The organism is Parerythrobacter lacustris (assembly GCF_024626475.1).
GTDB classification, from domain to species: Bacteria; Pseudomonadota; Alphaproteobacteria; order Sphingomonadales; family Sphingomonadaceae; genus Parerythrobacter_A; species Parerythrobacter_A lacustris.
Window position 1 is genome coordinate 529,382 of record NZ_JANKHH010000003.1, and the last position, 26,382, is coordinate 555,763.

Here is a 26,382-nt window from a genome sequence, read left to right on the forward strand (position 1 = left end):
GTGTTTTCCCGGAGCGGCAGGCCTGTGCGTATTGACAACTAGCGAATGCGGGAGGGTGCATTGATGGCTTTTCAGGCTCTGCTAAGAACGGCGCTTGCCCTCTCCGCGCTGCTTTCGATTTGGATCAGCCCTCTGACGGGCACTGCTACTGCCCAAAATGCTCCGCCGGGATTGCGAAACGCAATTTCTGAGGAGCATGCAAAACGCTTCATCCAGTGCCCCGATGGTGCGCGATTTCGCGGCGAGCTGCCCGGCGAAATGGGCGTGGCCGAGCGGGTCACATATCGCACCGAGGCCTTTGGGGGCGTCAGCGATGCTGATCGTCTAAATGGCGTAACTGCCCGGTATCGGGTGATTTGGTCGGCTAATGCCGAGCGCTACAAAAGCGCTGGACGGCACGGACAAACGTTTGCCTGGCGTGACTGGACTTCGAATTCTTCACCCTTGGGAACTGTGGTTTTCGAGCTCAGGTCTGGAGTCTGGCGGATTGTGCGCCAAGATTGGCGAATTAGCACATTGGTCCTCCATGCCCGGCCGACTTTAGCTTCATGCACTACGGAGTGGGCGTACGGTCAGAAGCAGACGCCTCCTGTTGACCCGCTTAAAGCTTACAAAGAGAGGCTGGTGGGCAAATGGGCGCAAGAAAAAGGCGATTGCGATGGGGTTGCAATCACTTTTAATAGCGATGGAACTGTTGAATTCCATCCAAATGGACCAAAGGCATTTTGGAGGCTTGAAAGTAAAAATGTACTGTTGATGGGTAGTGACGATAAGTGGATTAGGGATGAAATTGATATGGAAACCCCAGGAGTAATTGCAAGTACTTTACACGGTACGTTTGTTTACCTCTGCGGTTGAATTTCCGATCCGACAATAGTTGATGTTCTGATTTGGTGGATCGACGAAAAGGACCAGCGAATTACTTCGCTGGTCCTCCTGGCCCTTTTAAGGGCCGGTGTGTGCGTCGCGGACGGCGATGCGCTTACGAATCCAGTCCTCTATTTCCTCGTCTACCCATCCGACCCTTCCGGGACCAAGACGTACCCGCTTGGGGAATTGTCCGGCCGCTTCGAGGCGGGCGATATGTGCGGGGCTATAAAGAACCTTCGAGCGCACCTCCTTCTTGCTTAGCAACTTCATCACGAGACTCCTTAGAAAGGAGCACATCGCGATGTGCCCGAGTATTGCCCGAGCGCAGTAGCTGTACCAGATATGCGTCGTACTTGGCCATAGCGTCCTTCATCTCGGCTTCGTAGCCGTAGACGTTGTAGACGCCAGCGACGCCCGCCTGGCTCCCTGATATGTGGTTGAGCAACTTCTCTCGCACCTCAAGTGGAACCCCGAGGCGCTGTAGCGTGGTGGCGAACGTGCGGCGCAAGTCGTGCAGCTTGTACGGTTCAACCCCTACAAGCTTGGTGTCGAACGCTGCCTTAGCCTTGCCCCATCCGTTGAAGACGGTCGTCGGTTTCGTGCGTACGTGCTCCCGGCTGGCCGGAAACAAATAAGCCGATCCTTTGTCGGGCAAGCCGTCCAAGACTTGCCGAACCAGGCTCCCGAAGGGGAACGTATGCGCCAAGTGGTTCTTTGCAGCCTCGGCGGGGATCGTCATCGTCCCAACTGTCAGGTTCTCCCATTTGAGGCTCGCAATCTCGTTGCGACGTTGGCCGGTAAGAGCAAGGAGTGCAACAATCGGGCCGAACGGGTAGGGGTGGTTGAGAGCATTCCCCAATACCTCTTTCAGCTCCGCCTCAGATAGGGCTCGTAGGGCCTGTTTTTGACGCTGTGGCGGGGATTTGAGGGCAGAGACAGGGGATGCATCGATGAGGCCCTGCGCTGCACACCAAGAGAAGAAGATTTTGACCGCTGTCAGAGCGTGAGCCCGTTCGCCTTTGGCCGGGATTTTCTCCAGCTCCTCTGCGACATCACGCTTTCTGATCCGCTCAAGGCGCCGCTCTTTGAACGGGAACCGGGCCAAGTGGCGTCGGTACTCGCTGACTGTGCTCGGACGGTTCTTCTCCGAACAGGCTTTGAGATACCTCTCGATCGCGGTGTCCCAAGTCGTCGTGTTGGGCTTCTCGTAGGTGCCGAGTGTCTTTTTAGCGAGTAGCTTCCTCGCTTCGTCTCGCGCCATCGAAAGGCCGATGAGTGGGTAGCGACCGATCTTGTGGCGCTGCCCGCTCCCGACTAGCGCGATGAAGGTTTTCGTTCCCTTTGGTGATACCCGAACGCCGAACCCTTTCAGGCTTGCGTCCCAGTAGGTGAGTGTGCCGGTCAGCGGGAGAGCGAGCCCCCGAATGCCAGCGTCGGTAAGTGCAACGTTGGGCATGGAAGCCTCCTAGCTTTTCGGCACCGATTTGGCACCGGGCGGGGTGAGATGGAATGAGCAAGCATCCGCATCCATGATACCACCAGCTAGAAAACTGCCCTGATTTTAATGCGTTTTCGGTCAACATGAACAGGTATGAGCGGGCGGATAATCTGAATCATAATCCGGGTGTCGGGGGTTCAAGTCCCTCCTCCGCTACCAGAAATTGGCGTCCGTATGGGTTCGCGTGGGTCCGTATACGTACGAAAATCTGGCCTAAGATGCTGTTCTCAGAGAGAATACGCTACCACATGCTATCCGCATACGTTCGCATAAGTCCGCACGTGTCCACATGAAGCCGGAGGGTCTGTGGGGGTATTTTGGGGGTATTTCCGGCCAGCGCCATTAGCGACGATACAACCGATTGGCTCAATCAGGTGATTGTCCAAAAGATACTGTGTATCAAGTACTTGCTCCCTGACGGTGGCAAATTGAGAAAAGGTCCGGAGGGGAGAAGTCCCTGAGCTTGCTTGGAGTTCGAGTCCCGCCTGAGGATCCGAACATTAGCAAGGGTTCGCGGGCAAGGAGGGCAGCACTTTCTCTCCTGAAGTGGCATCTTAGCGCGCTAATTCCAGTCGTCCCGGCGCAGTTGCAGAAGCTATGAAAGCAAACCTGCGCCCATTGGCTGGCCGAGCTTAAGCAAACGAAGAGGAAGCCTTCAGGTCTAAACATTAGTGGCGGAAAAGGAGAGCGAAGATCAACCGACGGAGATGCTCCGGGCAGATATGTCGCCTAAATGATCCACTCGTCTGAGCGAAACTATACTAGAGACAAGTCGTACAAGACTGTAAAACTGCCAAATGTCGTGCGCTGGGCACACATTATTATTGATGGATCGAGATATTTTGCAAGCAATCGAAGATTAAACGGGATGCCGTCGCACCGATGGCGATCAGTATTTGGGCTTCAGCGGGAAATCCGTTTCCGATGGCATGCGATCTGAAAGGAGCGAGGGATCAAAATTGCGAGCGCTACCCGCCAGTCGTCAACTTACCGCCCTGCCTTGTTGGCTCAATGGCACAGCCTCGTTGCCTGAGCTGCGATCAGGTAAAAGGCAGCTGCGCAGATGAAGGACGAATTGCGATCATTCTGCCCGCGCCCGTGGAAATGTCACCAGAACCGACGGAATTGCGCGCGAGGATCGGATCGAACTGCAATCTCCTCGCCGAAGATCAGCGTATTGCGGCTGTCCTGCGTGTAGGCTGGCCACACGGGAACGCGATCATTGGCCGGATCGCCATTGGCGGCGAATGCAGCCCATGACGAGGCGATTGCAGCTGCGAGTTTGACCGCTTCACGGCTCGATCCGTTCAAGGCTCCACGAGTGTTGTAGAGGCTGGGAGCGACGTCGATGCCGTGCACCGCGCCGAACTGTCCGTCAGCCGCCGGACTGGGCGACGTCCAGAGGTAGGTCCAGACCGAAGCGTCGCCCTGTGCTGCCTTGCGCTCTGCTTGCGTGAATGCGCCCTTGCGGAAAGTCCGGTCGGAATCGAGCCGGGCTGCAAGCAGGAATGGCTTGGCGCCCGGATCTTCCTCGCGGTAGGCTGCGACGGCGTCCTCTGCGCGGTCGCCCAGGCGCTCGCGTGCGAAGGCAACGAAACCCTCTTCGGTCATGTCGAAATCGCCCATACGGTACGAGCGTTCATCGAGGACGGTCGACACGATCATCGGGATATTGGACGAGATGGCCGGTGCATCCGGATCCCACGGATGTCGTGGCAAAGTGATCCCATCCACGACCGGCGCAAACGCCCCGGGGGCCTCGCCCTCGGCTCTGTAGGCTGCTTCCAGCTTGGCCTGTGCTTCGAGCAGGGTCACCCACGGGACTTCCTGCAGCTTGCGCACGTCGCCGGGTGCGATCTCCAATAGGTCGAGCAAGCGTTTGGCCGTGGCGGAAGCGAGTTCGGCGGGCATCATGCGCAGTGCCGAGCCGCTCATGACTCCGGCGCGCTGGAAGCGGCCTCGCGCGTCGGGCATGGCCATCAGGACGCTGGTCTTGGCTCCGCCGCCGGATTGGCCGAAAACCAGCACGCGCTCGGGATCACCGCCGAAGGCCGAGACATTCTCGCGCACCCAACCGAGTGCGGCCACGATGTCCTGCATCCCCACAGTGCCGGAAGTGGCAAAATCTTCTCCGCCAAACTCGGCGAGGTGCAGGAAGCCGAAGGCGCCGAGCCGATGATTGACGGCAATCACCACGCTGTCGGTGAACCGGGCCATCTGCTCTCCATCCATGCCGACAGAGTTCCCGGAACCCGAATAGAAACCGCCCCCATGGAGGACCACGATAACCGGGCGCTTGGCATTGTGGTCGGAACCCGGCGTCCAGAGATTGAGGGACAGCATGTCCTCGCCCATTCCGGAGGGATTGCGGTCGACCATGATCAGATCGGCATATGTCGAGCGCCGATCGCCCGGAAATTGCGGGGCGACCTCTGACCAGTGAAGCGCGTCGCGAACGCCGCCCCAAGGCTCGACAGGCTGAGGGGGCATAAAGCGGTTCGCTCCGGCTGTGCTGGCAGCATAGGAAATGCCTCGGAAGATCTGGACGCCGCCAGACGTCATGCCGCGCAGCTTGCCCTGCGCGGTTTCCACCACCGGGAACATGCTGCTGCCGAAGGCCGGGCCAGCCAGACTAGCCACACCGGTAGCGATCCCGGCGGCAATGGCAGTTCTGCGTGTCATCATGTCTCTCTCCCCGGTACTGGCCGAAACATTCGGCTTGTGTTGCGTTGGCACTAGAACCAATTGTGCGACCGTGTTAAACCCTTTTTCGATAAATGGGTATGGAATGATCGGCCATGATGGCATCGAAGGAGGAAGCGAGGGATCGCTATGGCTCGAGACTGCCCTGTCGAATCGACTGGCCAACGCCAACTGGCGATTCGAATTCCGGGTTCGCTCGTACGCTGAGCTGCAACGAACTCGCTTGCTGATGCCAGAAAGGAGACCAGTCCCTTGTTACGTTCTTCGGCGACCCGCCGACAGCTCTTCTACGGAGCGGCTGCCATGACCGGCGCGTCGGCAAGCGGGCTCGGTGCAGCCCTGGAAATCCAGGTTGAGCGCAAGTGGCCGGACGCCAGCACGTCGCAGCGCAAATGGGCACGCGACAACCTCCACGGACTGATGAGCCTGTTCCTGCCGAGTTTCCTGCCCGACGGTCGGACACTGGATGAAGAGGCCATCCGGCATGATGTCCGCCACGCGCTCGCGCAGGGGTTTGCCGGTACCATGCCGATGATCAATTGGACGCTGCCGGAGGATCCTAGATGGGAGGAGCTGTACCGCATCGTCATTGACGAGGCGGCAGGCAAGTTGCCGGTGCATGGCATGGTTGCAGGGCGCGATCCGGAGACTGACCGGGCACAGCTGGCCCGACTTGAGCGGCTTGGGGTCGACCTGGTGCTTCTGGCATCGACCTATCCCGCTGGCTTCGATGCGGCCGCGCTCTATGACCTGATGGCCCGTCGCATCCGCGCCACTGAACTGCCCGTAATGCTCTACGCCGCAACAGGTCGGCGCAGCTTCCCGGGCCTCGGACCCGCGGGCCAACCCCTGGACGTTTATGACCGCATCGCGGATCTGCCCAACACCGTCGCAGTCAAGGTGTCGCAGCCGGTTTCGCTGACTTCGACCTTCCAGCTGGCACAGCGGCTGGGGGATCGCCTGTCGATCGGCCCGGTCAACCTCGACTTCCTGCCGCTGCTGGCGAGGGAGGTGCGGATTGCCTGGAGCGGGCAATGGAATGCGGAGGCGATCCAGACGCCGCAAGAACAGCTCGGCAACAGCATTCTCGAGGCGTCGGCACGCGGCGATTTCGCTGCGCTCGACAGGCTGGCGGTCCGGATAGAGCCGGTCCTCTCGCACTTCTTTGCCGTCCAGGCACCGGTGATCCGCATGGGTGCGCATCCCTGGCAGCACAATCGCTATTACCAATGGCTAGGGGGCGGCAATGGCGGCCTCCTGCCAATCGATCCGCACGCGCCCGAAGGCGCGATACCGACCCTCGACGCGAAGGCGCGCAAGGCCATGCGTGCCGCCTTCGCGGCATCCGGCCTGACGCCAACCGATAGTTCCGATGACGAGTTCGTTGTCGGCCGCACTGCCTGGGCCAGAGGTGTGCGCCCGCGGGACCTGGCCGGCCACCCCTATTATTCGCATGACTGAAAGAGGATTTCTGATGAAAAAACGCATGATGGCCGGGCTGTTTGCGGTCGCTGCCATGGCCCTGGTCGCATGTTCGACCGCGTCGCCCGGCGGTTCGCCTGACCTCGCTCTGTCGGTCGATCCTGTCTTGTCGACGAAATATGGCGCTGTACGCGGAAAGCGCGAGGGCGACAGCAAGAGCGTCGCGGTCTTCAGGGGCATCCGCTACGCCGCATCGACGCAAGGGCGCCGGTTCCAACGGGCAATCGAACCAGCGGCATGGACGGGGGTCGCCGATGGTACGCAATTCGGCAGCGAATGCCCCCAGCGGCCATCGGAAGACATTCCGGTCTTCGCATCTTGGGTCAATTCGGTTGGCATGAGCGAGGACTGCCTGTTCCTCAATGTTTGGACGCGCGGACTAGGGGATGGGAAGAAGAGACCGATCATGGTGTGGCTGCATGGCGGTGGCTATGTGACCGGATCGGGTTCGAGCAATGGATATGATGGCTCGCGCCTCGCTGAACGCGGCGATGTGGTTGTCGTCACGCTCAATCACCGGCTCAACGGCTTTGGCTACAGCTACCTCGCGGGCCTGACCGACGATCCCAAATATGCCGATGCCGGAAACCTGGGCAGCCTCGATATCGTGCAAGCTCTGCAATGGGTGCAGAGCCATGCCCAGGCGATCGGCGGCGATGCCGGCAATGTTACGATCTTTGGCGAGTCCGGCGGGGCGGCCAAGGTCGCGACCCTTATGGCCATGGAAGATGCGCAGGGGCTGTTCCACCGTGCTATCGCGCAATCAGGCTCGATGTCCCTGGCGGGGTTCGATCCGCGACTGGCGACAGGCCTGGCGAAGGATTTGATGAACACTGCCAAGGTGCAGTCGGTCGATGAACTTGCCGCCATGCCGATGGAAGATCTGGTCAAGGCAATGATGGCCTCACGCAGCCGGGCCGCGTTCTTTCGGCCGGTGGTCGATGGCCGGTCACTGACGCGCCATCCCTATACCCCTGATGCCACACCGGTCTCTGCGAACATCCCCTTGCTGGTCGGGACCAACAACAACGAGATGCGTTTGCAGGGTGGCCTCGGGCAACCGGGTAACTTCTCGCTCGGCTGGGAGGAATTGCCGGCCAAGCTTGCTGAGTATGTCGACAAGGAGAACATCCAGGCCGTCATTGACGGCATGCGGGCCGCCCATCCCGGCTATGATGCCAGCGATGTCTTCTTCCAGGTTGCAACCTTCCGCAACTATCGCGGGACGGCGCTGTTGCAAGCAGAGCGAAAGGGCGCCCAGCCTGCGCCGGTCTATATGTACCGGCTGGACTGGAAGACCCCGGTAGAAGGCGGGCGGCTGCAAACGCCCCATGCGCTCGACATCGCTTTTGTCTTCGACAATGTCGCGCGCTCGATCAGCTTCACGGGACCTGAAACACCCGCGACGAAGCGAATGGCAGTCCTGATGGCCGATGCGTGGATTGCATTTGCCCGGACAGGCAATCCTAATACGCCAGCCCTGCCGCTGTGGCCGGCCTACGGCGTTGGGAACAGGGCTACCATGATCTTCGACTTGCAGCCGCAAGTGGTGGTTGATCCGGACAAGGCCGAACGCGAACTGTTGCAACGCCTCTTGCCGGAAGGCCGTTCGCAGTAGTCAGATCGCGTTGCATGTCTGGCGCTTTGCCAGTCAGTCATGGGCCGGCATGAGCCGACTCATGACGCGCTAGGCCATCTGCATCATCTCGATTTCGTGGCCCTCCGGCGTTTTCACGAAGGCTATTCGGGCCGGGCCGAACTGGATCGTTTCGCCCCGCCGGGTCGCGCCGGCTTTCACGGCGCGCGCAATATCGCGGTCGACGTCACGCGTAATCATGCCGAGTGGGCCCCAGCCATTTCCCATTTCGATGGGGCGGCCATCCTTCCAGTGGAACAGCACGACGGTCGCGGAACCCTGCTTGCCCGCCAGCATGTGCTCGCGGAATTCGGGCGTATCGACAGTATCGGCGTGGGTCATGCCAAAGCCGTCGACAAAGAACTGCGTCATGCGGTCGATATCGGTGACGGTCAGCTTGACGAAGGTGAAGAGGGCCGGGCTGGCTTGGTCGGTCATTTTCTGCCTCATGAACTGGGTCGGTTGGGATCGCCGGGCGGGCGCGATGTCGGATGCGAGCTCGACAGGCCACCATCGACCGCCAGCGCCTGGCCGTTGACGTAGCTCGCTTCGTTGCTGGCGAGGAAGAGCGCTACCGCCGCGATTTCCTCCGGCTTTCCGCCGCGCAGCATGGGGTTGAGCTGGCCGATCTTGTGCTCTTTGCCGGCCGCTCTTGCGCCATCATACATCGGCTTGGTCATGCCGGTTTCAGTGAGGCCCGGCAGCACGGCATTGACCCTGACCCCGGTCCCTGCAAGCTGTTGCGCTGCGGTCTGGACAAGATTGATGACGCCGGCCTTGCTGGCCGAATACTGCGCCGGTCCTGCCCCTGAGCGAAGCCCGGCGACCGAGGCCGTGCAAACGATCGCCCCGCCTCCGCTTGCTTCTATCAGCGGCGCGGCATGTTTCACGGCCAGGAAGGGGCCGATCAGGTTGATGCGCAGCACTTCCGCCCAATGTTCCGGCGTCGCGTCGAAGAAGCCACCACGGACGCCGCCGGTGATGCCGGCATTGGCGAACATGACATGCAGCGCACCGAAGGTGGACTTGGCCCTTGCCACCAGCGCTTTGATATCGGCTTCATCCCCGGCGTCACCCGTCATTGCCACAGCATGCCCGCCTGAGGCGTTGATTTGTCCGGCGACTTCGTGAACGGCATCTGCGCGGTCAAATGCCAATAGATTGGCCCCTTCGCGTGCGAACAACAACGCGCTCGCCCTGCCAATGCCAGAGGCTGCACCGGTGATGATGGCGGTCTTGCTGCTCAGGCGCCCGCTCATATCGTCGCTCCACCGTCCACGACCAGCATCTGCCCGGTTGTCCAGCGAGAGGCAGGGGAGGCGAGATAGACCGCGGCCCCGGCAATATCCCGCGGCTCACCGATCCTGCGCATCGGGAGCCGTGCTTCGGTTGCCTCGAGCGCCTCGGGGTTTTCCCAAAGGGCCCTGGCAAAGTCCGTCTTCACCAGCCCGGGCGCGATGGCGTTGACGCGGACACCGTGCTGGCCGTTCTCGACTGCATAGTTGCGCACCAGCTGGAAGTCTGCCGCCTTGGAGACGTTGTAGGCGCCGATGGTTGGCGAACCGCGCAAACCCCCGATGGAACTGACGATCACAATGGCTCCATCACCCTTCGCTCGCATGTCGGGCAGGGCGTGCTGGATCAGCCAATGGTTGGACAGGACATTGTTGTCCAACACCTTGCGGAACTGATCGTCCTCGATGCCGTCCATCGAACCGTAGTAGGGGTTGCTCGCAGCGTTGCAGATCAGGATGTCGACTGGACTAAACTCGGCCCTGGTGCGCGCAAACAGATATGCCAGTTGCGCCTTGTCGGAAATGTTGGCGGCTAAAGCGATCGCTCGACCCTCGCCGTGCGCGGCATTGATGCCGGCGGCAACTTTGTCGCAAACTTCTTGCTTGCGGCTGGAGATTACCACGCGTGCGCCATGCGCTGCCAGCTCCTCGGCGATGGCCTTCCCGATCCCCTTGCTGGATCCCGTAATGATGGCGACCTTTCCGGTCAGATCGAATAGCGACATCGGTCTCTCCTCCAATTCCTCACACCTTGGCCCGTTCGGCAAAGGCACAGGCCTCTTTGGCCAGCGGCACGATGCGGCTACCGGTGGCCACCGCATTCGCGTTCGATGCATTGCCATCGAGCGCGCGCTTGCGGATACCCTGGATGATCCCGACGAGCCGGAACAGGTTGTAGGCAAAATACCAGTTGAGATCGGGGATCGACGTTCGACCGGTCAGGCTGCAGTACTGTGCCGTCACTTCCTCCAGCGTCGGTATGCCGAGCCTCCGCAGATCAAGTCCGCCAAGTTGCGCGCCGCGTTCGCCATGCGGCATGGCCCAGTTCATGGCGAGGTAGGCGAAGTCTGCCAGCGGGTCGCCGAGCGTGGACAATTCCCAGTCGATTATCGCGCGGATGGCAGGACGATCCGGTGCATGGATCATGTTGTCGATGCGGAAGTCACCATGGATGATCGAAACGCGTTCCTGCGCGGGCACCGTTGCGGGGAGCCATTCGATCAGTCTTTCAACCTCGGGGATCTCTTCGGTCTGCGATGCGCGGTATTGCTTCGTCCAACGACCGACCTGGCGCGCGAAATAGTTTCCCGGCGCTCCATAGTCGCCGAGGCCGACGTCATGCGGATCGACAGCATGGAGGCTGGCGAGCGTTTCGATCATGCCGCGATATATGGCGCGGCGCTCAGTACCGTCGCAGTCTGGCAAGGCTCCGTTCCAGAAGGTCCGACCCTCGACCATCTCCATAAGGTAGAAGGGCGCGCCGATCACATCGCTGTGCTCGCACAGCGCAATCGGTTTCGCGACCGGGACCGGCGTCGGGTGGAGCGCACCGATCAGGCGATACTCGCGTTCGATCGCATGGGCCGAAGGCAACAGGTTGCCGAAGGGCTTGCGTCGCAACACCATCGGCCCGTCGTCAGTGTCGACGCGATACGTCGGGTTCGACTGCCCACCGGTAAATTTCCCGATCGCGGTTACCTCGAACGAACGACCAAGCGTCTCGCCCAGCCACGCCTGCAGGGCGAGGCCATCGAGATCGGCGAATGGGCCGCTACTCTGGATCACGCTGGCGGAACCTGCGCCACGACACGATCAAGCGCGTCACCCCGAGGACGCATCAGGCTTTCTTGAGTGACCGTCGCGATAAGTTTCCCCTGTTGGTCAAAAAAGTGACCCTGGTTGAGGCCACGGGCGTGCCCGGCCCACGGGCTGCCGGTGGCAAACAGGTGCCACTGGTCGAAATCAGGGTTCTCGTGGAACCAGATTGCGTGATCGAGGCTGGCGGCTTGAACGCTGCTGCTGCCCGGCCTGATCCCATGCGGAAGCATCGCGTTGCGCAGGAACATCATGTCAGATGCATAGGCGAGCAGGGCGCGTTGCAAGACCGGTCCTGCCCCAGTTCGATCCCGCATTCGCATCCAGCTGCCGATCTGCGGTTCGCGCGGCCTGGTGCCGAACAGTGACCCCGGATCGAGCGGGACGATTTCGATCGGGCGGTGCCGGAGCCGGTCGAGGATTGGCGACCTTCCCGCTTCGACATTGTGCTCCACCCAGCTATCGAGCGACGCTCGCGCAGTGTCTATATCGAGGTCGAAGGGTGGGGCCACGGCATGGGCGAACCCTGGCTCGGCTGCGTGGAACGATGTGGTCATGCTGAAGATCATCGTTTCATCTTGCCGGGCATCGACTCTTCGCGTGGCGAAGCTGCGACCTTCCGCCAGTGTGGTGACGACATACTCGATCGGGACAGAGGCTGCCCCGGCACGCAGGAAATGGGCGTGCAGCGAATGGGCGAGGCGGTCCTCGCATTCTTCGCCAGCGGCAGCCATCAATGCCTGGCCTATGGCCTGTCCTCCGAACAGGCGCGGCCCTATCGCCGGACCGGGCTGGCCGACCCATTCTCCGGTCGCACGACGCTCCGGTGACAACAATTCTGCAAGTTCTACTATGGTAGATTCCTCCTCACATGCATCACATACCCAAAATTCAGGCGATGGGAATAGCGTGTTTGAGAGCGGACCCCGTTGCGCTGATTGACAGTCTAACAAATAGAGATAATGAAGGATGTCGAGTTCATGGGAGATTCGAAAATGACCTACACCCGCGGCCGCGTCGTCAATGATGCCGATGCACACACGATGGAAACCCAGAACTGGCTCGCGCCTTATCTGGAAGGGGAATACAAGGAGATGTATTCGGAGGTGTATTCCAAGCGAGAGGGCGGCGAACGGATCACCAAAATGATCGACATGGCCAAGGCGCGGAAGAGCGATCCCGAGGCGAGGGCCAAGGCGCTCGAAAATCCTATCGAAGGGGCGAAGGGCTGGCTCGGTTACGGCGGGTTCGACAAGGAAGAACGGATCGAAGCGCTCGACTGGCTTGGCTTCCAGAGCCAGCTGGTTTTCCCGACCTTCGGTCTGGGTGCCATCACCCGGGCTGCGACCGACGACCAGCGTTATGCCGCCGCGCGCGCACTCAATCGCGCGCAGCAGGATTTCTGCGATGCGGATCCGCGTCTCGAATGTGTTGCCTTTGCTCCGCTCGACGATCCGCAGCGGGCGCTGGAAGAAGCGCGGTTCGCGATCGAACGGGGCGCTGCGGCTGTGATGTTTTCTGCTGGGCCTGCTGGCAACAAGAGTCCGGGCCATCCGGACTTCGATCCGTTCTGGCAATTGCTGCAGGACCGCCAGATCCCCTTCATGCTGCACATCGGCCCGGGCACGAAGACCCAGCCGGGCAAGTTCAAGAACAACGGTCGCGAACGGGCCCCTGATCTGCATGGCGGGGGCGAGAACCTGCGATTCCCCGACTTCCTGTGTCTCTGGTATGCGCCGCAGGAATTTCTGACAGCCATGATTTATGACGGTGTCTTCCAGAGCTTCCCCGGCCTGCGCGGTGGGGTGATCGAAAGCGGTGCCGGATGGGTGCCCGAATTCTTGCGCATGCTCGACCACGGCTGGCATTCGTTCAACCGGACCGACCCCTATCTGCAAGCGCTTGACCTGATGCCGTCGGAATACATCAAGCGGGCGGTGCGTTTCACGCCGTTCCCGAACGAAGATGTCGGTCGAATGATCAGGGATAGCTCGCCGGAGCTCTACATGTTCTCCAGCGATTATCCGCATCCCGAAGGCACCAAGGACCCTCTCGGCAAGTTCGAGGCTTCGCTCGCAGGGTTCGACGACGAGGTGCAGGATATGTTCTTCCGCACCAACTACGATCACATGATGTTTCGCGAACATGCGGCAGTGGCGGTCGCTGCCGAATAGTGACCAGCAATGGGGCGGCTGCGGCCGCCCCTGCTTCATCCATCCCCAAACCTCATCAGGTCCACCAGCGGATCGATATTGGCTGCGGCGTCGAGACTGTCGCAAAGAGCGATGAGCCTGCTAGCTTTTTCCGCGCCGAGAACAGGTACCACCAGCTCTCGCGCTTTCTCCTCGACCTCTGACTTGCTCAGTGGGTGGGTCGGAAAACCGGGCACATAGGGGACGTAGCGTTCCTTGCTTGTGCCGTTCTTCAACACGATGGTGACGCGAGCACTTTCGGTGCGGTCCTCGCCTTCACCCATTTCCTGCGCTGCATCGCGGACCACCGTGACCCGGCGCGCAAACGCTGCAGCATTTGTGTCGTTCGCCTGGCGGTCGAGTGACTGCGCGTCGACAAAATCGAGCCTGCCGTCGAGCATGATGATCGCAGCAAGGTACGGGATGTTCAGCGCCGGCATGTTTGCCCGCTCGAAAGTCGCCGCTTCGCCCGGCATGGCGACGAGAATGCTTTCGACTTGGTCGGGCCGTACGGTTTGGCGCAGGTCAAGCAGCGCCCGCACTGCCGGCTGGGTTGGTCCCCCGACTGGATAGCGCTTCATCGCAGCCAGCGAGAGCTCCCATCGTTCGTTCAAGCCTTCGACAAGCGAAGCGTGGTTCTTGCCTTCACCTTGGAACGCCCGCCAACGGAACCAGCCGTTCTCATTGTCGAAGCTGTCGGGGACGCCGGTGAAGCCGAGCCGGGCCATATGCGCTGCCTGCATGCCATTGCGGGCCCCCATGCCGGCAAACACGAAAGCCTTCTCGATATGCCGGACATCGAGCAGCCACTGCCACGAACCCGATGCCATCTGCGCACAATAGGCTAGCATGTGATTGACCTGGTTGCTCTCCAGACCAAGCAGCGGCGCGACCGCGGCGGCGGTTCCGAAGGTCGGAGCAACACCGTGATTGGCCAGCCCGGCCATGTAGAGATTGCGCGTTCCGATTGCCTTGGGAAGGCGGCCGGCGATTTCGTATCCAACGATGATCGCGCCGATCAGATCAGAGCCGCTACGACGCTGGCTGCGCGCTGTTTCCATAGCTGCGCTAACGATCGCAGGACCAGGCTGGACGTAGGCCGAAGGAATAAAGTCGTTAATCTCAGCCGCATGCGCTGTCATCGCCGAGGCAAAGACCGCATCGATGGCGGTGGCCGTTTGCTGTGATGCGAGGATCGGGCTTTCCCCGGCGCCGCCCATGGCCACAGCATACTGCCTGCCCAGCCTCGCAGCTTCGAGTGATTGGCAGGCGATAATGGATGCCAAGGTATCGAGAATATGCAAGCGCGCCCGTTCACGAATATCGCCGGGCACCCGATGGGAGGTGGCCGACGCGATGTATTTGGTCAGCGCCGGCATGACCGGATGCCATTCGGCGCCGGGCTCTGCGGCACTCTCGCCATTGGCATTGCCATTGCCAGTGTCGCGTTGAGCGATCGCGGTCGAGCCCGTCGCAATGGCAGCGCCTGCAACCAGCGTTGCCGACCCGGACAACATCGCCCGTCGTGAGAATCCATCGACATCCGGCAAGTCCACTCTCCCTCAGACATTGCCACAAGGGTGCAGAACCTTGTTCTGACGGTCAAACAAATAGTGAGATAAAGCGAGATAGAATCTTCTCATCGCTTGTCTTTCGGGCGGGGCGGATGGATAACGCGGCCATGAAGCTGGAGGCGAAGGAAGAGGGGCGGCGCGAGCAATTGCTCGAGGCGACACGGCGCCTGATCCTGGCCACCGGGTCGCTGAACATTTCGCTCAATGATATTGCCGACGAGCTGAGCGTCAGCCGTAGCCTCGTCTATGTTTATTTCGACAGTGTTGCCCAGATCATTGATGAATTGTTCGCCGAAGAGGCGGAGGCGATCGACCGTGCGATTGTCAGGCTCATCAACGATGACTCATCGTTTCGAGAACGACTGACCCGGCTCTTTGCCGCCTATCTCGATCATCTCGCGACGGGCGGGCAATTGGGCTATCTCGTCTTGCGCGAGCGCAACCAGGACAACCCGCTGAGCGCGGCCAATTCCCGCAAGTTCAGACGGATATTGCGCAACCTTTCGCGACATGCGGTCGATGCGCTGGCCTTGCGACCGAGGGAGGCGTTTGTGCTGTTGGAACTGATAGCTGCAATCCCTGAGTCGCTTGCACGCATGGTCCGCAGTGGGAAACTGGAGATCGAGATCGCGCAGGAGACTAGCGCGATGCTCATTGGCAGCGCGATCGACGCTTACGAGGTGCATTGACCCCAGATATGTCAGGTGCGGTGCAGTTTCTTGTCGATCGCCGCTACACCCGCCATCACCACTGCCAGGCACGTCTGCTCCACCATTGCGAACGGTGCGCGCTTGCCCGCCACAATCCCGCCCGCCTTGAGCGAAACCGCAGTCAATGCGGTCGTAGCAGCCCGCGCAGACGCGATGTCCATGCCACTCCTCGCCGTGAGTTGGCGAAGGATCGGCTCGCGCGCACTCCTGGCAGTGATTTCTCGCTCTTCGCGCAGCGCGAGCTTGATCTCGGGGACCCGCAAAAGCATTTGCAGCAAAGGGCCGCGTTCGGCAGCTTCATGGAGATACCCGATCGTCGAAAGCACTATCTTGGTGTGTCGATCCATATTGCGGGAAACGCGTTCCCGCCGGCTGCTCTCGAGCTTCGCGATCTCCTCGCGCGCCATGGTGAGCAAGAGGTCAGTGCGGCTGCCGACGCAATTGTGAACCTGTGTCTCGCTGATCCCCACATCCTGGGCCAGTGAACGGATATTGAGCGCACTCAAACCGTCTTCGATGGCGATGCGGGCTGCCGCAGCCAGGATTTGTCGACGTCGGCTATCACTGTCGAGACGCGTCCGCCGTCCCGGAGATTGTCGTGACTGCCTCTGGCCGAGAACCACTTCCTCGCTCAGCCCTGTTGGAGGAGGAGGCAGGTCCGGCGGTTGGTGGCGAACCTCGCTGGCGCGGGTCCAGTGCGCGCGGGGTGGGCGCGGAATGTTCAGGCGATCGCAGATCTTGGCCAAACCGTTCCCGGTAAGCCCGTACCGGGAGGCGACTTTACCCATCGGTTCGGACCACACCTGTCGAAATAGCTGTTCGCGCGTCAACTCCATGTTTGCCCGTTAGCCCCGACAGCAAGGGCCTGTCCACCACCTGCGCGCCAAGGGGATCGGGCAAAAGGTTTCGCTTTCATACCGGATTTTCAAAATCACTTCTTGTTAGATCGTAAACTTCGATATACCTCGGAGTCGGGAAGAGGAGGATATTGCGATGCGGTGCCAGCGCGCAGCCGGTATTTTTGCGTTGATCTCGGTCTTGCTGCCTGCTGGCGCGCAAGCTCAGATGCCGGCCGAGATCGACCAGGTTCTGGCAGAGGTGGAAAACGGCACCTTGGCCGGTTCGCGCGAGAACGGCGTGCTTGTGTTTCGCGGTGTGCCCTATGCTGCTGCGCCGACCGGAGAGCTGAGATGGCGCGCCCCACAACCTGTTGCCGAGTGGCCCGGGGTCCGGGCTGCAAGTGCGCATGAGCCTCCGTGTGTGCAGCCTGTCGACACCGACAGCACGGTTGCCAACTTCGGCGGCGTCAATGGGGCACAGTCGGAAGACTGCCTCTACCTGACGATCTATGCACCAGAGGGCGTGCGCGATGCTCCGGTCATGGTCTGGTTCCATGGCGGGGCGTTCTTTCTCGGCGCGGGTCACCTCGGTTCGTATGACGGTACCGCCAACGCGCGGCAGGGTGTGATTACCGTCGGGGTAAACTATCGTCTGGGTGCGCTGGCGAACTTCGTCCATCCAGTCCTTGAAGCTGGCCGCGAAGGCGAACCGCAGGGAAACTATGCGCTGCACGACAGCGTCGCAGCCCTTCAATGGGTGCGCGACAACATTGCGGCATTTGGCGGCAATCCTGAAAATGTGACGATTGCTGGCCAGTCTGCTGGTGGAGGGATCGTGACCAACTTGCTGTCGCTCCCTGCTGCCGAGGGACTGTTCGACAAGGCTATCGTCCAGTCGGGTAGTCTCCTCCTGCCTGATCGCGCTCCGGTCGAAGCAAGTCGTATAGCGAGAGAGGCGCTCGAAACTATCGGCATCGGACTTGATGCTTCTGCCGATGACCTGCGCAACATCTCCGCGCAGACCTTTGCTGCTTCAAAGGAGCTGCGAGCAGGCTTCTTCTTCACCTCAGATCCGAAATGGAAGCCAAGCTCGACAGTTGCTGCCTTGCGTGCTGGCAAGGAATTCGACGTGCCCATCTTGGTGGGTGCGAACCAGGGTGAGGGAGGATTTGCGGCTGCACGAACCTTTGCCGAACTCGCTGGCGACGAGGGCGCCCCCGCCTTCCTCTACCGGTTCGAACACGTCCCTGCCTTTCGCGAAGCCGAATGGACCAAGGGCCCGATCCACTCGGCAGAGTTGATGTTTGCGTTCGACTCGATCGATCAATCGAGTTGGGGCGGTGCCAAGGCCGACACCGACGATCGTGCCGTCGCGCTGCAGGTGAACTCCTGCTGGGTTGCCTTCGCCAAGCTGGTTCCGGGTTCCCGCACCATCGAGTGCGCGGATGGCTTCACCTGGCAGCCGTACCTCAAGGGCGAAACAGCGCGATTTACAACGAGTGGGCCTGAGATGGCTGACGGCAGGGAGTACCCCGACGGACCGTCCAAAGACTGAAAATGCAGACCGCCGAGAAGGCGCCAGACACAAGGGAGAGGACCTATGCAATCGAAGACCCGTTATCTGCTCAGCTCGACACTGGCTGTTCCCCTTCTCACAGCGGCGGGAAGTCCGGCCTTGGCGCAGGACGCTGAAATCGACGAGAAAGAGGTCATCGTCGTCACCGGAACCTATATTCGCGGGCAGACCGAGGACGGATCTCTCCCCGTGGAAGTCTACAGCGCCGACGAGTTGGCGCAGCGCGGCATCGACAGCCCTCTCGAATTGGTGCGGAGCCTTCCTTCGGTAGGGATTACACTCGGTGAATCAAATCAGTATGCTGCCGGTGGCAGTCAGGGCGTAGGTTCTATCAACCTTCGTAGCTTGGGACGCGAGCGCACGCTGGTCTTGATGAACGGTAGGCGTTTCTTCAACGAGCCCGGCGATGGCGCTGCAGACACCAACCTCGTGCCGATGTTTGCGCTGGAAAGGGTAGAAGTACTCAAGGACGGTGCATCGACAACCTATGGTTCTGATGCGATCGCAGGGGTCGCCAACTTCGTTACACGGAAGAATTTCGACGGCGTCGAAATCGGCGGCAACTACCAGTTCGTGAAGGGATCCGATGGAAACTGGCAGGCCAGCATCCTGGCAGGTAAGGATTTCGGTGCGGCCAATATCATGGTCGGCTTCGGCTATCAGCACCGCAGCGAACTGGACACCGGCGAGCGCGATTTCACCGTCCAGCCCTATGCCGTGAATCCCTCCGGTTGGTCGTTTCTATCGGATGTGGGAACCTATATTCCAAAGCGCGGCTCAATTACGCAAGGGCCTGCCGGAACGACGCTCGGCCTCGCTGTCGATGGTCGCCTGGCCGATTCATGCTCAGCGCTGGGTGGGCTCAATGGAACCTTCCCGTCTGGCGCGTCGAACTTTCCCGTATGCCGGTACACCTACATTCCTTTCGTCAATCTCATCGAGAAGGAAGACAGGTATCAGGCCTATGCGCAACTGGACGTTGATCTGAGCGACAGCCTGCGTTTCATCGCCGATGCGCTCTATTCCCATACCGAAGTACCGGAACTTGGCTACTCGCCGAGTTACCCACCAACGCAGGGTCCGCGCGGACCCGGGACGTCGCAGGCCTTCTTCGTGCCCCGCGCCAACCCGGGCTTCAACCCGTTCCTTGCGCAGACGTTCGCACCGGGCAATCCAGCCTATCTGGCGAACTACGCCAGTATCCTGTTCTTCCGTCCTTTTGCCTTGACCGGCAACCCGCTCGACGAAGAGGGCGCGGGTGAAGGGGGCGCCTTTAACGATGCCTGGCGGGTAACGGCCGGATTTGAAAAGGAATTCGGTCCCAATCTCAAGGCGGAACTCTACTCAACGTTCCTGCGCAGTTCGCGTCGGGCATTTTCCTACGACATCATCGGCGATCGCCTGCAACGCGCATTGAACGGCTTCGGCGGCGAGGGTTGTAGCGGGACCGTGGCCGGGGCCAATGGCTGCCAATGGTTCAATCCGTTCGTCAACTCACGCCCGGAGAATCCGATCACCGGCGCTGCCAATCCCAACTTCATCCCGGGCACGGAGAACAACCCGAGTGTCATCGAATGGATGCGTGCAGAGAACGGCACCAAAGCGCACGAAGAACTGTTCGTCGTAGACTTCGTGGTCAGCGGGGAATTCGAACTTGGGATTCCTGTATCTTATGCTGTCGGCGCGCAATATCGCGATAGCACCTTCGTCTCTCGCCCATTGAACAGGTTCAGTGATCCTGATGCGTATCCATGCGCCATCGAAAACGACCGTTCGTGCCTCGACAGCTCGACCGACACCAACTTCCCGGTCGGCGCTTTCATATTCCTGGGTCAGTATCCCACGGCCAATCTTTCGCAGAGCGTTTATGCGGTTTTTGCCGAAGCGCAGATCGAACCGTTCGACGGGCTCGAGATCAACGGTGCCATTCGCTACGAAGACTACGGCGGCAACGTCGGTTCGACAATCAATCCGAAGGTTTCGGTGCGGTGGCAGGTGACCGATTGGCTCGCTCTCCGCGGGTCGGTGGGCGATACCTTCCGCGGACCTTTGCCGGGCGATCTTACCACCAGCGGAACCAGTGCGGTTGCGGGCATCAATGTGCTGGGCAACAACTTCAAGGCGACCGACACGATCGGCAATCCGGACTTGAAGCCTGAAACGGCCCTGACCTACAATGCCGGTGCGATTCTCGAAGCCGGCGGTTTCACGATAACGGCTGACTACTGGACCTATGAGTTCAAGGGGCGTTTTGCCAACCTGCCGATTCAGGCAATCGCGGCGCAGGTTGCGCCAGGGGGGACGAACGGCCAGCAATCGGTCAATTGCGCGAGCCCCTTTACCCAGTTCGTTGTGTTTCAGGGCGGGGTCTGCAATTCGAGCACCATCGGTCTGGACATATCCCGTATCCAGACGCAGACGGTCAACGGCCCGGACGTCACGCTGCGTGGTTTGGACTTTGGCATCAATTACTCGAACGAGTTTGGCAACATCTCGGTCGATGCCGGTGCAAACGCCACACACGTGCTCGAGTATGAATTCTCCGACTTCGTTTTCAACGGGCTGACATTCAGCCAGGGATATGACGCAGTCGGGTTTGCGAACTACGACAGGGCTCCGGGCACCGTCTCTCCATGGCGTGGCAATGCGTACCTCAGCCTGGGCTTCGGTCCGGTCACGGCGACCTACAACGTGCAGTATATCGATGGGGTGACCGACAACCGGTGCCCGGAGAACGGGCCCTGCGCATCGACTCCTGAGTTCGGACCTACAGACTTCGGCCGTGAGGTTGGCAGCTACACTCAGCAGGATCTTCTCTTCTCGATCGACCTCGACACCGCCGGACTGGACCTGACCCTCACTGGCGGGATCGAGAATATCTTTGACGAAGATCCGCCCGCAGCACGGCTGGAGTACAGCTATGATCCGTTCATCGGCAGCGCCCTCGGCCGGACATTCAAGCTGGGAACCAGAGTTCGCTTCTGACTCTCCCGGAAGCGAGTGAGGCGGTCCATCGATCCGGCCGTCTCAACTTCCAGGGGGGCTGGCATGCCGATTTGGCATTCCGGTCCCCCTCCTTCTTCAATTCGAGGAACCGAGAACATGCAGTTACTTCGCAGCCTGGCCTGGATTGTTGCTCTTGGCGCTTTTTGCACGGGTTCGATCGCCGCCGCGCAACAAGCCACGACCGTCGTCAAAACCGATAGCGGAAGTGTTCAGGGTCTGAAGCAAAACGGCATCGATGCCTTCCTCGGCATTCGCTACGCCGCGCCCCCGGTTGGTGACTTGCGCTTCATGCCGCCGGTCCCGGCCGAGAGTTGGGACGGAACTGCCGATGCCACCGGCTATGGCGCGCCTTGCATGCAGCTCTATAGCGCCAGCGGCCCGAACGAGAGTGACCTGACGCGCGGCATCCAGGGCATTTTCCCGACCGCGACCGAAGCCAAGATCGACAATGAGGATTGTCTGTTTCTCAATGTCTGGACTCCTGCTGCCGGTGATGGCGGCAAGCGACCTGTCATGGTCTGGTTCCACGGCGGCGGATATGCTTATGGTTCGGGAGGCTGGCCAGCTTATAACGGCCGCAACCTGGCCGAAAAGGGCGACGTTGTGGTTGTCACAGTCAATCACCGCCTCAACGCTTTCGGCTACCTCAATCTGGCTGCACAGTTCGGGCCAGACTATGCCGCTTCCGGCAATGTCGGCAATCTCGACCTCGTGAGATCGCTTGAGTGGGTGCGTGACAATATCGCTGCGTTCGGAGGCGACCCGAGCAATGTGACGATCATGGGCGAAAGCGGCGGCGGTTCCAAGGTCAGCCACCTTTTGGCCATGCCGTCTGCCGATGGGTTGTTCCATAAGGCGGTCATCCAGTCCGGCCCTGGTGTCTACAGCGGCAAGCCGGCGGACGCTGCCGAGTACGCGGCAGCGATTCTCACCGCATCAGGCGTGGAAACGGTTGAAGATCTCAAGACCGTCCGCGCCGACCAGATCGTCGATGCGGTGCGCAAGGTCACACCGGCATCCTCTGCGATGGGCAGGGGGCCGCAATTCGGCCCGATCGCGGATGGGACGATTGTTCCGCGGGATCCATTCCTGCCGCGCGCGCCAGAGCAGTCATCCGATATCCCCGTCCTGATCGGTTACAACAAGACGGAAATGACGCTGTTTGTTGCCTCGCAGCCGTGGTTCGGCCGTATCGATGAGGCTGGCCTGAAGGGCATGGCTGCAATGCTGGGCGAAGAGGTTGCAGCGGCGGTCGACGCCTATCGCGCGATGTATCCTGACTATTCGCCGACTGATATCGCCAGCATGGCCATGGGGACGCGCTTTGTGCGGGGCACCTATCTATTGGCCGACCAGCAATCGCGAACTGCTACGGCGCCTGTGTATGTCTACCGTCTGACGTGGGAGACCCCCGTCGGCGGCGGGATCCTGCGGTCGCCGCACACGCTCGACATACCGCTCATGTTCGACAACGCAGCGGAGAGCACCGCTCTCGTGGGCTCGGATGAGGGCGCTGCCATGATGGCGCAGATGATGAGCGACGCCTGGATCGCCTTCGCCAAGACCGGCAAGCCGTCGAGTGCTCTTTTGCCGGATTGGCAGGCCTATACCCAAACCAAGCGCATGGTGATGGAGCTGGACGTGGAACCGCGGCTGGTTGACGACCCGGAGAAGTCGATCCGCTTGCTTCCCTCCAAGTAACAGGCTTCGTTTGCAAAAAGGGCCGCTGCTCGGATCGAGCAGCGGCCCTTCGCTTGATCGTTCCCAGCGGCTTTAGTCGAAGCCGTTGCCGGCATCCGCCTTCTGGCGAAGGTAATGACTTGCCGGCAAGCCGTGCTTTTCCAGCCCGGCGACGACGGCGTCGAGCCCGACAGTCGTGGCCCAGAACATCGGTCCGCCGGTGTAGAGCGGCCAGCCGTAGCCGTTGATCCACACCACATCGATGTCGCTGGCACGCTGGGCCATCTTCTCTTCGAGGATCTTCGCGCCTTCGTTGACCATCGGATAGAGCAGCCGCTCGCGGATTTCGTCCTTGCTGATGTCGCGCTGCGCATTGCCTTCGCGGGCAGCGAAATCGGCGATGATCTGCTTCACTTCGTCTGATGGCGTGCGGTTGCGCGCCTCGTCATAGTCATAGAAGCCCTTGCCATTCTTCTGACCGAAGCGGCCCGCCGCACATAGGGCTTCTCGGACTGTCGTGACCTTGCTGGGATCGCGGTGCCAACCGATGTCGATGCCCGCAAGATCCCCCATCTGGAATGGCCCCATGGGAAAGCCGAACTCCAGCAGCACATCATCGACGTCCCAATAGTTCGCGCCTTCCATGATCAGCTTGTTGGCCTGTGCCTGTCGCTGGGACAGCATCCGGTTGCCGATGAAACCGGGGCAAACGCCTGAAACGGCCGCGACCTTGCCGATCTTCTTCGCCAGCTTCATCGATGTCGCGAGCACATCGTCACGGGTGTTGGCGCCGCGAACGATCTCCAGCAGCTTCATGACATTGGCGGGCGAAAAGAAATGCAGGCCGAGGACATAGCCCGGGCGCTGCGTCGCGGTCGCGATCTCGTCGACATTGAGATAGCTGGTGTTGGAGGCGAGGATCGCGCCTTGCTTCACCACCTCGTCGAGCTTGGCGAAGACCTGCTTCTTCACATCCATGTTCTCGTACACCGCTTCGATCACCAAGTCGCAATCGGCGAGATCGGCATAGTCGAGTGTCGAGGTGAGCAGGCCCATCGCGCCCTCGACCTGCTCCATAGTCATGCGGCCACGCTTGGCGGTGTTCTCGTAGTTCTTGCGTATGACACTGGTGCCGCGGTCGAGCGCTTCCTGCTGCATCTCGAGGATTGTGACCGGGATCCCGGCGGACAGGAAGTTCATCGCGATTCCGCCGCCCATGGTGCCCGCGCCAATAACTCCAACCTTGTTGATCGGAATCAGCGGAGTATCGGCGGGCACATCATTGATCTTGTTGGCGGCGCGCTCGGCGAAGAAGTAGTGCCGCATCGCCTTCGACTGGGTGCCGTTCATGAGTTGCATGAACAACTCGCGCTCCTTCTTCACCCCGTCGGCATAGGACAGCTCGCCCGCTGCCTTGACCGCTGCGACAGCGGCGTTGGGCGCATCGAAGCCGCGCATCTTGCGGCCGTTCTGGGCGCGGAACTGGTCGAAGATATCGGGATTGCGGATGCCGTCCTCGTTGGCCGTGCCTTCGCTGGAGCGCGAAACAGCCTGGCCGATCTTGCTGCGGGCAAAGGCGATCGCATCTGCCTCCAAGCTGTCTTCGCCGACGATCTCGTCGATGAGGCCAATAGCCTGCGCCTTCTTCGCGGAAATCGGATCGCCTACTGCGACCAGCGGCAGGGCGGCTTCGGCCCCGACGAGGCGTGGCAGGCGCTGCGTGCCTGCAGCACCAGGAATGAGGCCGAGCTTCACCTCGGGCAGGCCGATCTTGGCGCTCGGCACAGCGACGCGGTAGTGACAGGCCAGCGCCACTTCGCAGCCGCCGCCCAGCGCCGTGCCGTGGATGGCTGCAACCACCGGCTTGTCGCTGGCTTCAAGTTTGTCGAGCGCTTCAGGCAGGCTAGGGCTTTGTGGTGCCTTGCCGAACTCGGTGATGTCCGCGCCGGCGAAGAAGGTCCGCCCGTCGCAGCGGATCACTACCGCCCTGATGCTGTCATCACCCAGCGCCTGTTCCACGCCTGTGGCGAGGCCTGCGCGCACCGCCTGTCCCAGCGCATTGACCGGCGGGTTGTCGGAAATGATCACCAGGACATCGCCATGGCGCTCGGTGCGAATAGGGGAAGTCATGATTCTAAAGCTCCTCTCAGCATACCGTCAGTTCTGAAGGCTGACGATAGAGCAGTATTTCGCAAATTCAATCCTCATACCAGTGTTTCAAAAACGCGAATGTCAGGCTTGCCTAGAAGGGACCGATCTGGCTTAATTGCGACCAACGAGAATCAGGGCAGAGCCCGAGGGAAGAGGAAAATCAAGACATGCGCGACGCCGTCATTGTATCAACCGCACGTACTCCGCTAGCCAAGTCGATCCGCGGCGCCTTCAACGCCACCCATCCGGTCCAACTGGGATCGTGGTCGGTCGAGGCGGTCATTGGCGGGGCGGGGCTCGACGGCAGCGAGATCGATGACGTCATCATGGGGGCGGCGAGCCAGGGCGGGGCGCAAGGCTTCAACATGGGCCGCCAGATTGCCCTTCGCGCAGGTCTGCCGGTCGACATCGCGGGAATGACAATCGATCGTCAGTGTTCTTCCGGCGTGATGGCTATCGCGACAGCGGCGAAACAGATCATCGTCGACCGGATGGATATCTGCATTGCCGGCGGGATCGAATCCATCAGCGCACTGCGTACGGGTGGAGGTACGCCGCCGGTACGCGATGAAGAACTGCTGAAGATGCATCCGGATATCTTCATGCCGATGATTGGCACAGCGGAGGTGGTGGCCAAACGCTATGGAATCAGCCGCGAAGCGCAGGACGAATACTCGCTCCAGTCCCAGCAACGCACTGCCGCGGCCCAGGCCGCAGGCAAGTTCAATGACGAGATCGTCGCGGTCAGCACCACCATGAACGTGACCGACAAGGCGACGGGTGAAGTGTCGCAGCGCGAAGTCACCATCGACATGGATGATTGCAACCGTCCCGACACGACGCTTGAGGGACTTGCCTCGCTCGCTCCGGTGATGGGCGAGGGCTACACAGTCACCGCAGGGAACGCGAGCCAGCTTGCCGACGGTTCATCGGCCTGTGTGATGATGGAAGCCGCTGTGGCGCAACAACGCGATCTGGCACCGTTGGGCCGCTATCTCGGCATGGCAGTCGCCGGGACCAAGCCCGATGAAATGGGCATTGGCCCGGTTTTCGCCATCCCCAAGCTGCTCAAGCGGTTCGACTTGTCGATTGGCGACATCGGCCTGTGGGAGATCAACGAAGCCTTTGCGGTGCAGGTGCTGTACTGCCGCGACAAGCTCGGCATCCCGGATGAGCGCCTGAACGTAAATGGCGGCTCGATATCGATCGGGCACCCCTTCGGCATGACCGGTGCGCGGTGCGTCGGGCACGCGCTGATCGAGGGCAGGCGGCGGGGCGTCAGATATGTCGTGGTCACAATGTGCGTTGGCGGCGGCATGGGTGCGGCCGGCCTGTTTGAGGTGCTCTGACCATGG

Annotated in this window: 20 protein-coding genes; 9 read left to right on the forward strand and 11 right to left on the reverse strand. The window is 60.8% G+C overall.

Annotation, left to right across the window (positions count from 1 at the left end):
- Positions 1-63: 63 nt before the first annotated feature.
- On the forward strand, positions 64-858 hold the full coding sequence (locus tag NSO95_RS06055; protein WP_257595266.1) for a hypothetical protein: 795 nt from the start codon (positions 64-66) through the stop codon (positions 856-858).
- A gap of 87 nt (positions 859-945) precedes the next feature.
- On the opposite strand, the gene NSO95_RS15340 is transcribed toward NSO95_RS06055, so the two are convergent.
- The 3 genes from NSO95_RS15340 to NSO95_RS06065 form a co-directional block, all read right to left on the reverse strand.
- On the reverse strand, positions 946-1,167 hold the full coding sequence (locus NSO95_RS15340; protein ID WP_366518995.1) for a helix-turn-helix transcriptional regulator: 222 nt from the start codon (positions 1,165-1,167) through the stop codon (positions 946-948).
- Complete coding sequence (locus NSO95_RS06060; protein ID WP_257595267.1) at positions 1,094-2,326, reverse strand: tyrosine-type recombinase/integrase; 1,233 nt, start codon at positions 2,324-2,326, stop codon at positions 1,094-1,096. Before NSO95_RS06060 ends, NSO95_RS15340 begins: the two co-directional genes overlap by 74 nt.
- A gap of 1,149 nt (positions 2,327-3,475) precedes the next feature.
- Positions 3,476-5,050, reverse strand: coding sequence for a carboxylesterase/lipase family protein (locus tag NSO95_RS06065; protein ID WP_257595268.1), 1,575 nt, complete (start codon positions 5,048-5,050; stop codon positions 3,476-3,478).
- Between the two features lie 324 nt (positions 5,051-5,374).
- Here NSO95_RS06065 and NSO95_RS06070 point away from each other — a divergent pair, with 324 nt between their 5' ends.
- Together NSO95_RS06070 and NSO95_RS06075 are read left to right on the forward strand one after the other, a co-directional pair.
- Positions 5,375-6,532, forward strand: a complete 1,158-nt coding sequence (locus NSO95_RS06070) for a dihydrodipicolinate synthase family protein (protein WP_257595269.1) — start codon at positions 5,375-5,377, stop codon at positions 6,530-6,532.
- Between the two features lie 13 nt (positions 6,533-6,545).
- Positions 6,546-8,171, forward strand: coding sequence for a carboxylesterase/lipase family protein (locus NSO95_RS06075; protein WP_257595270.1), 1,626 nt, complete (start codon positions 6,546-6,548; stop codon positions 8,169-8,171).
- Positions 8,172-8,240: 69 nt separating this feature from the next.
- On the opposite strand, the gene NSO95_RS06080 is transcribed toward NSO95_RS06075, so the two are convergent.
- Genes NSO95_RS06080 through NSO95_RS06100 form a run of 5 tightly spaced genes read right to left on the reverse strand, consistent with a single transcriptional unit; the run spans position 8,241 to position 12,135 of the window.
- Positions 8,241-8,627 carry a VOC family protein gene (locus NSO95_RS06080; RefSeq protein WP_257595271.1) on the reverse strand — a complete coding sequence of 129 codons (387 nt, stop codon included), beginning with the start codon at positions 8,625-8,627 and terminating at the stop codon, positions 8,241-8,243.
- Between the two features lie 8 nt (positions 8,628-8,635).
- Positions 8,636-9,448, reverse strand: a complete 813-nt coding sequence (locus NSO95_RS06085; protein WP_257595272.1) for an SDR family NAD(P)-dependent oxidoreductase — start codon at positions 9,446-9,448, stop codon at positions 8,636-8,638.
- A complete protein-coding gene (locus NSO95_RS06090) occupies positions 9,445-10,209 on the reverse strand; it encodes an SDR family NAD(P)-dependent oxidoreductase (protein WP_257595273.1) in 765 nt (254 codons plus the stop codon). Before NSO95_RS06090 ends, NSO95_RS06085 begins: the two co-directional genes overlap by 4 nt.
- Positions 10,210-10,228: 19 nt before the next feature.
- Positions 10,229-11,269, reverse strand: coding sequence for a phosphotransferase family protein (locus tag NSO95_RS06095; protein WP_436278022.1), 1,041 nt, complete (start codon positions 11,267-11,269; stop codon positions 10,229-10,231).
- Positions 11,266-12,135, reverse strand: coding sequence for an acyl-CoA thioesterase (locus tag NSO95_RS06100; protein ID WP_366518997.1), 870 nt, complete (start codon positions 12,133-12,135; stop codon positions 11,266-11,268). Before NSO95_RS06100 ends, NSO95_RS06095 begins: the two co-directional genes overlap by 4 nt.
- 159 nt (positions 12,136-12,294) lie before the next feature.
- Here NSO95_RS06100 and NSO95_RS06105 point away from each other — a divergent pair, with 159 nt between their 5' ends.
- The gene (locus NSO95_RS06105) at positions 12,295-13,473 is read left to right on the forward strand and encodes an amidohydrolase family protein (RefSeq protein WP_257595276.1); all 1,179 of its coding nucleotides are present in this window, start codon (positions 12,295-12,297) and stop codon (positions 13,471-13,473) included.
- A 35-nt stretch (positions 13,474-13,508) separates the two neighbouring features.
- Here NSO95_RS06105 and NSO95_RS06110 read toward each other — a convergent pair whose 3' ends face one another.
- Positions 13,509-15,041 carry an MmgE/PrpD family protein gene (locus NSO95_RS06110; RefSeq protein ID WP_257595277.1) on the reverse strand — a complete coding sequence of 511 codons (1,533 nt, stop codon included), beginning with the start codon at positions 15,039-15,041 and terminating at the stop codon, positions 13,509-13,511.
- Between the two features lie 131 nt (positions 15,042-15,172).
- Here NSO95_RS06110 and NSO95_RS06115 point away from each other — a divergent pair, with 131 nt between their 5' ends.
- Positions 15,173-15,754: a TetR/AcrR family transcriptional regulator gene (locus tag NSO95_RS06115; protein WP_257595278.1), complete on the forward strand. Its 582-nt coding sequence runs from the start codon at positions 15,173-15,175 to the stop codon at positions 15,752-15,754.
- Between the two features lie 11 nt (positions 15,755-15,765).
- Here the strand turns inward: NSO95_RS06115 and NSO95_RS06120 are convergent, their stop codons facing one another.
- Positions 15,766-16,611 carry a TetR/AcrR family transcriptional regulator gene (locus NSO95_RS06120; RefSeq protein WP_257595279.1) on the reverse strand — a complete coding sequence of 282 codons (846 nt, stop codon included), beginning with the start codon at positions 16,609-16,611 and terminating at the stop codon, positions 15,766-15,768.
- Positions 16,612-16,768: 157 nt separating this feature from the next.
- On the opposite strand from NSO95_RS06120, the gene NSO95_RS06125 reads away from it, so the two are divergent.
- From NSO95_RS06125 to NSO95_RS06135, 3 genes are all read left to right on the forward strand, one after another.
- Positions 16,769-18,169: a carboxylesterase/lipase family protein gene (locus tag NSO95_RS06125; protein ID WP_257595280.1), complete on the forward strand. Its 1,401-nt coding sequence runs from the start codon at positions 16,769-16,771 to the stop codon at positions 18,167-18,169.
- A 45-nt stretch (positions 18,170-18,214) separates the two neighbouring features.
- Positions 18,215-21,175: a TonB-dependent receptor domain-containing protein gene (locus NSO95_RS06130; protein WP_257595281.1), complete on the forward strand. Its 2,961-nt coding sequence runs from the start codon at positions 18,215-18,217 to the stop codon at positions 21,173-21,175.
- Between the two features lie 117 nt (positions 21,176-21,292).
- Positions 21,293-22,897 (forward strand): carboxylesterase/lipase family protein, encoded by a 1,605-nt coding sequence (locus NSO95_RS06135; protein WP_257595282.1) that lies wholly within the window; start codon positions 21,293-21,295, stop codon positions 22,895-22,897.
- Between the two features lie 72 nt (positions 22,898-22,969).
- Here the strand turns inward: NSO95_RS06135 and NSO95_RS06140 are convergent, their stop codons facing one another.
- A complete protein-coding gene (locus tag NSO95_RS06140) occupies positions 22,970-25,006 on the reverse strand; it encodes a 3-hydroxyacyl-CoA dehydrogenase NAD-binding domain-containing protein (RefSeq protein ID WP_257595283.1) in 2,037 nt (678 codons plus the stop codon).
- Between the two features lie 188 nt (positions 25,007-25,194).
- Here NSO95_RS06140 and NSO95_RS06145 point away from each other — a divergent pair, with 188 nt between their 5' ends.
- Entirely contained in the window at positions 25,195-26,376 is a 1,182-nt protein-coding gene (locus NSO95_RS06145; protein WP_257595284.1) for an acetyl-CoA C-acyltransferase, read from the forward strand.
- Positions 26,377-26,382 lie beyond the last annotated feature (6 nt).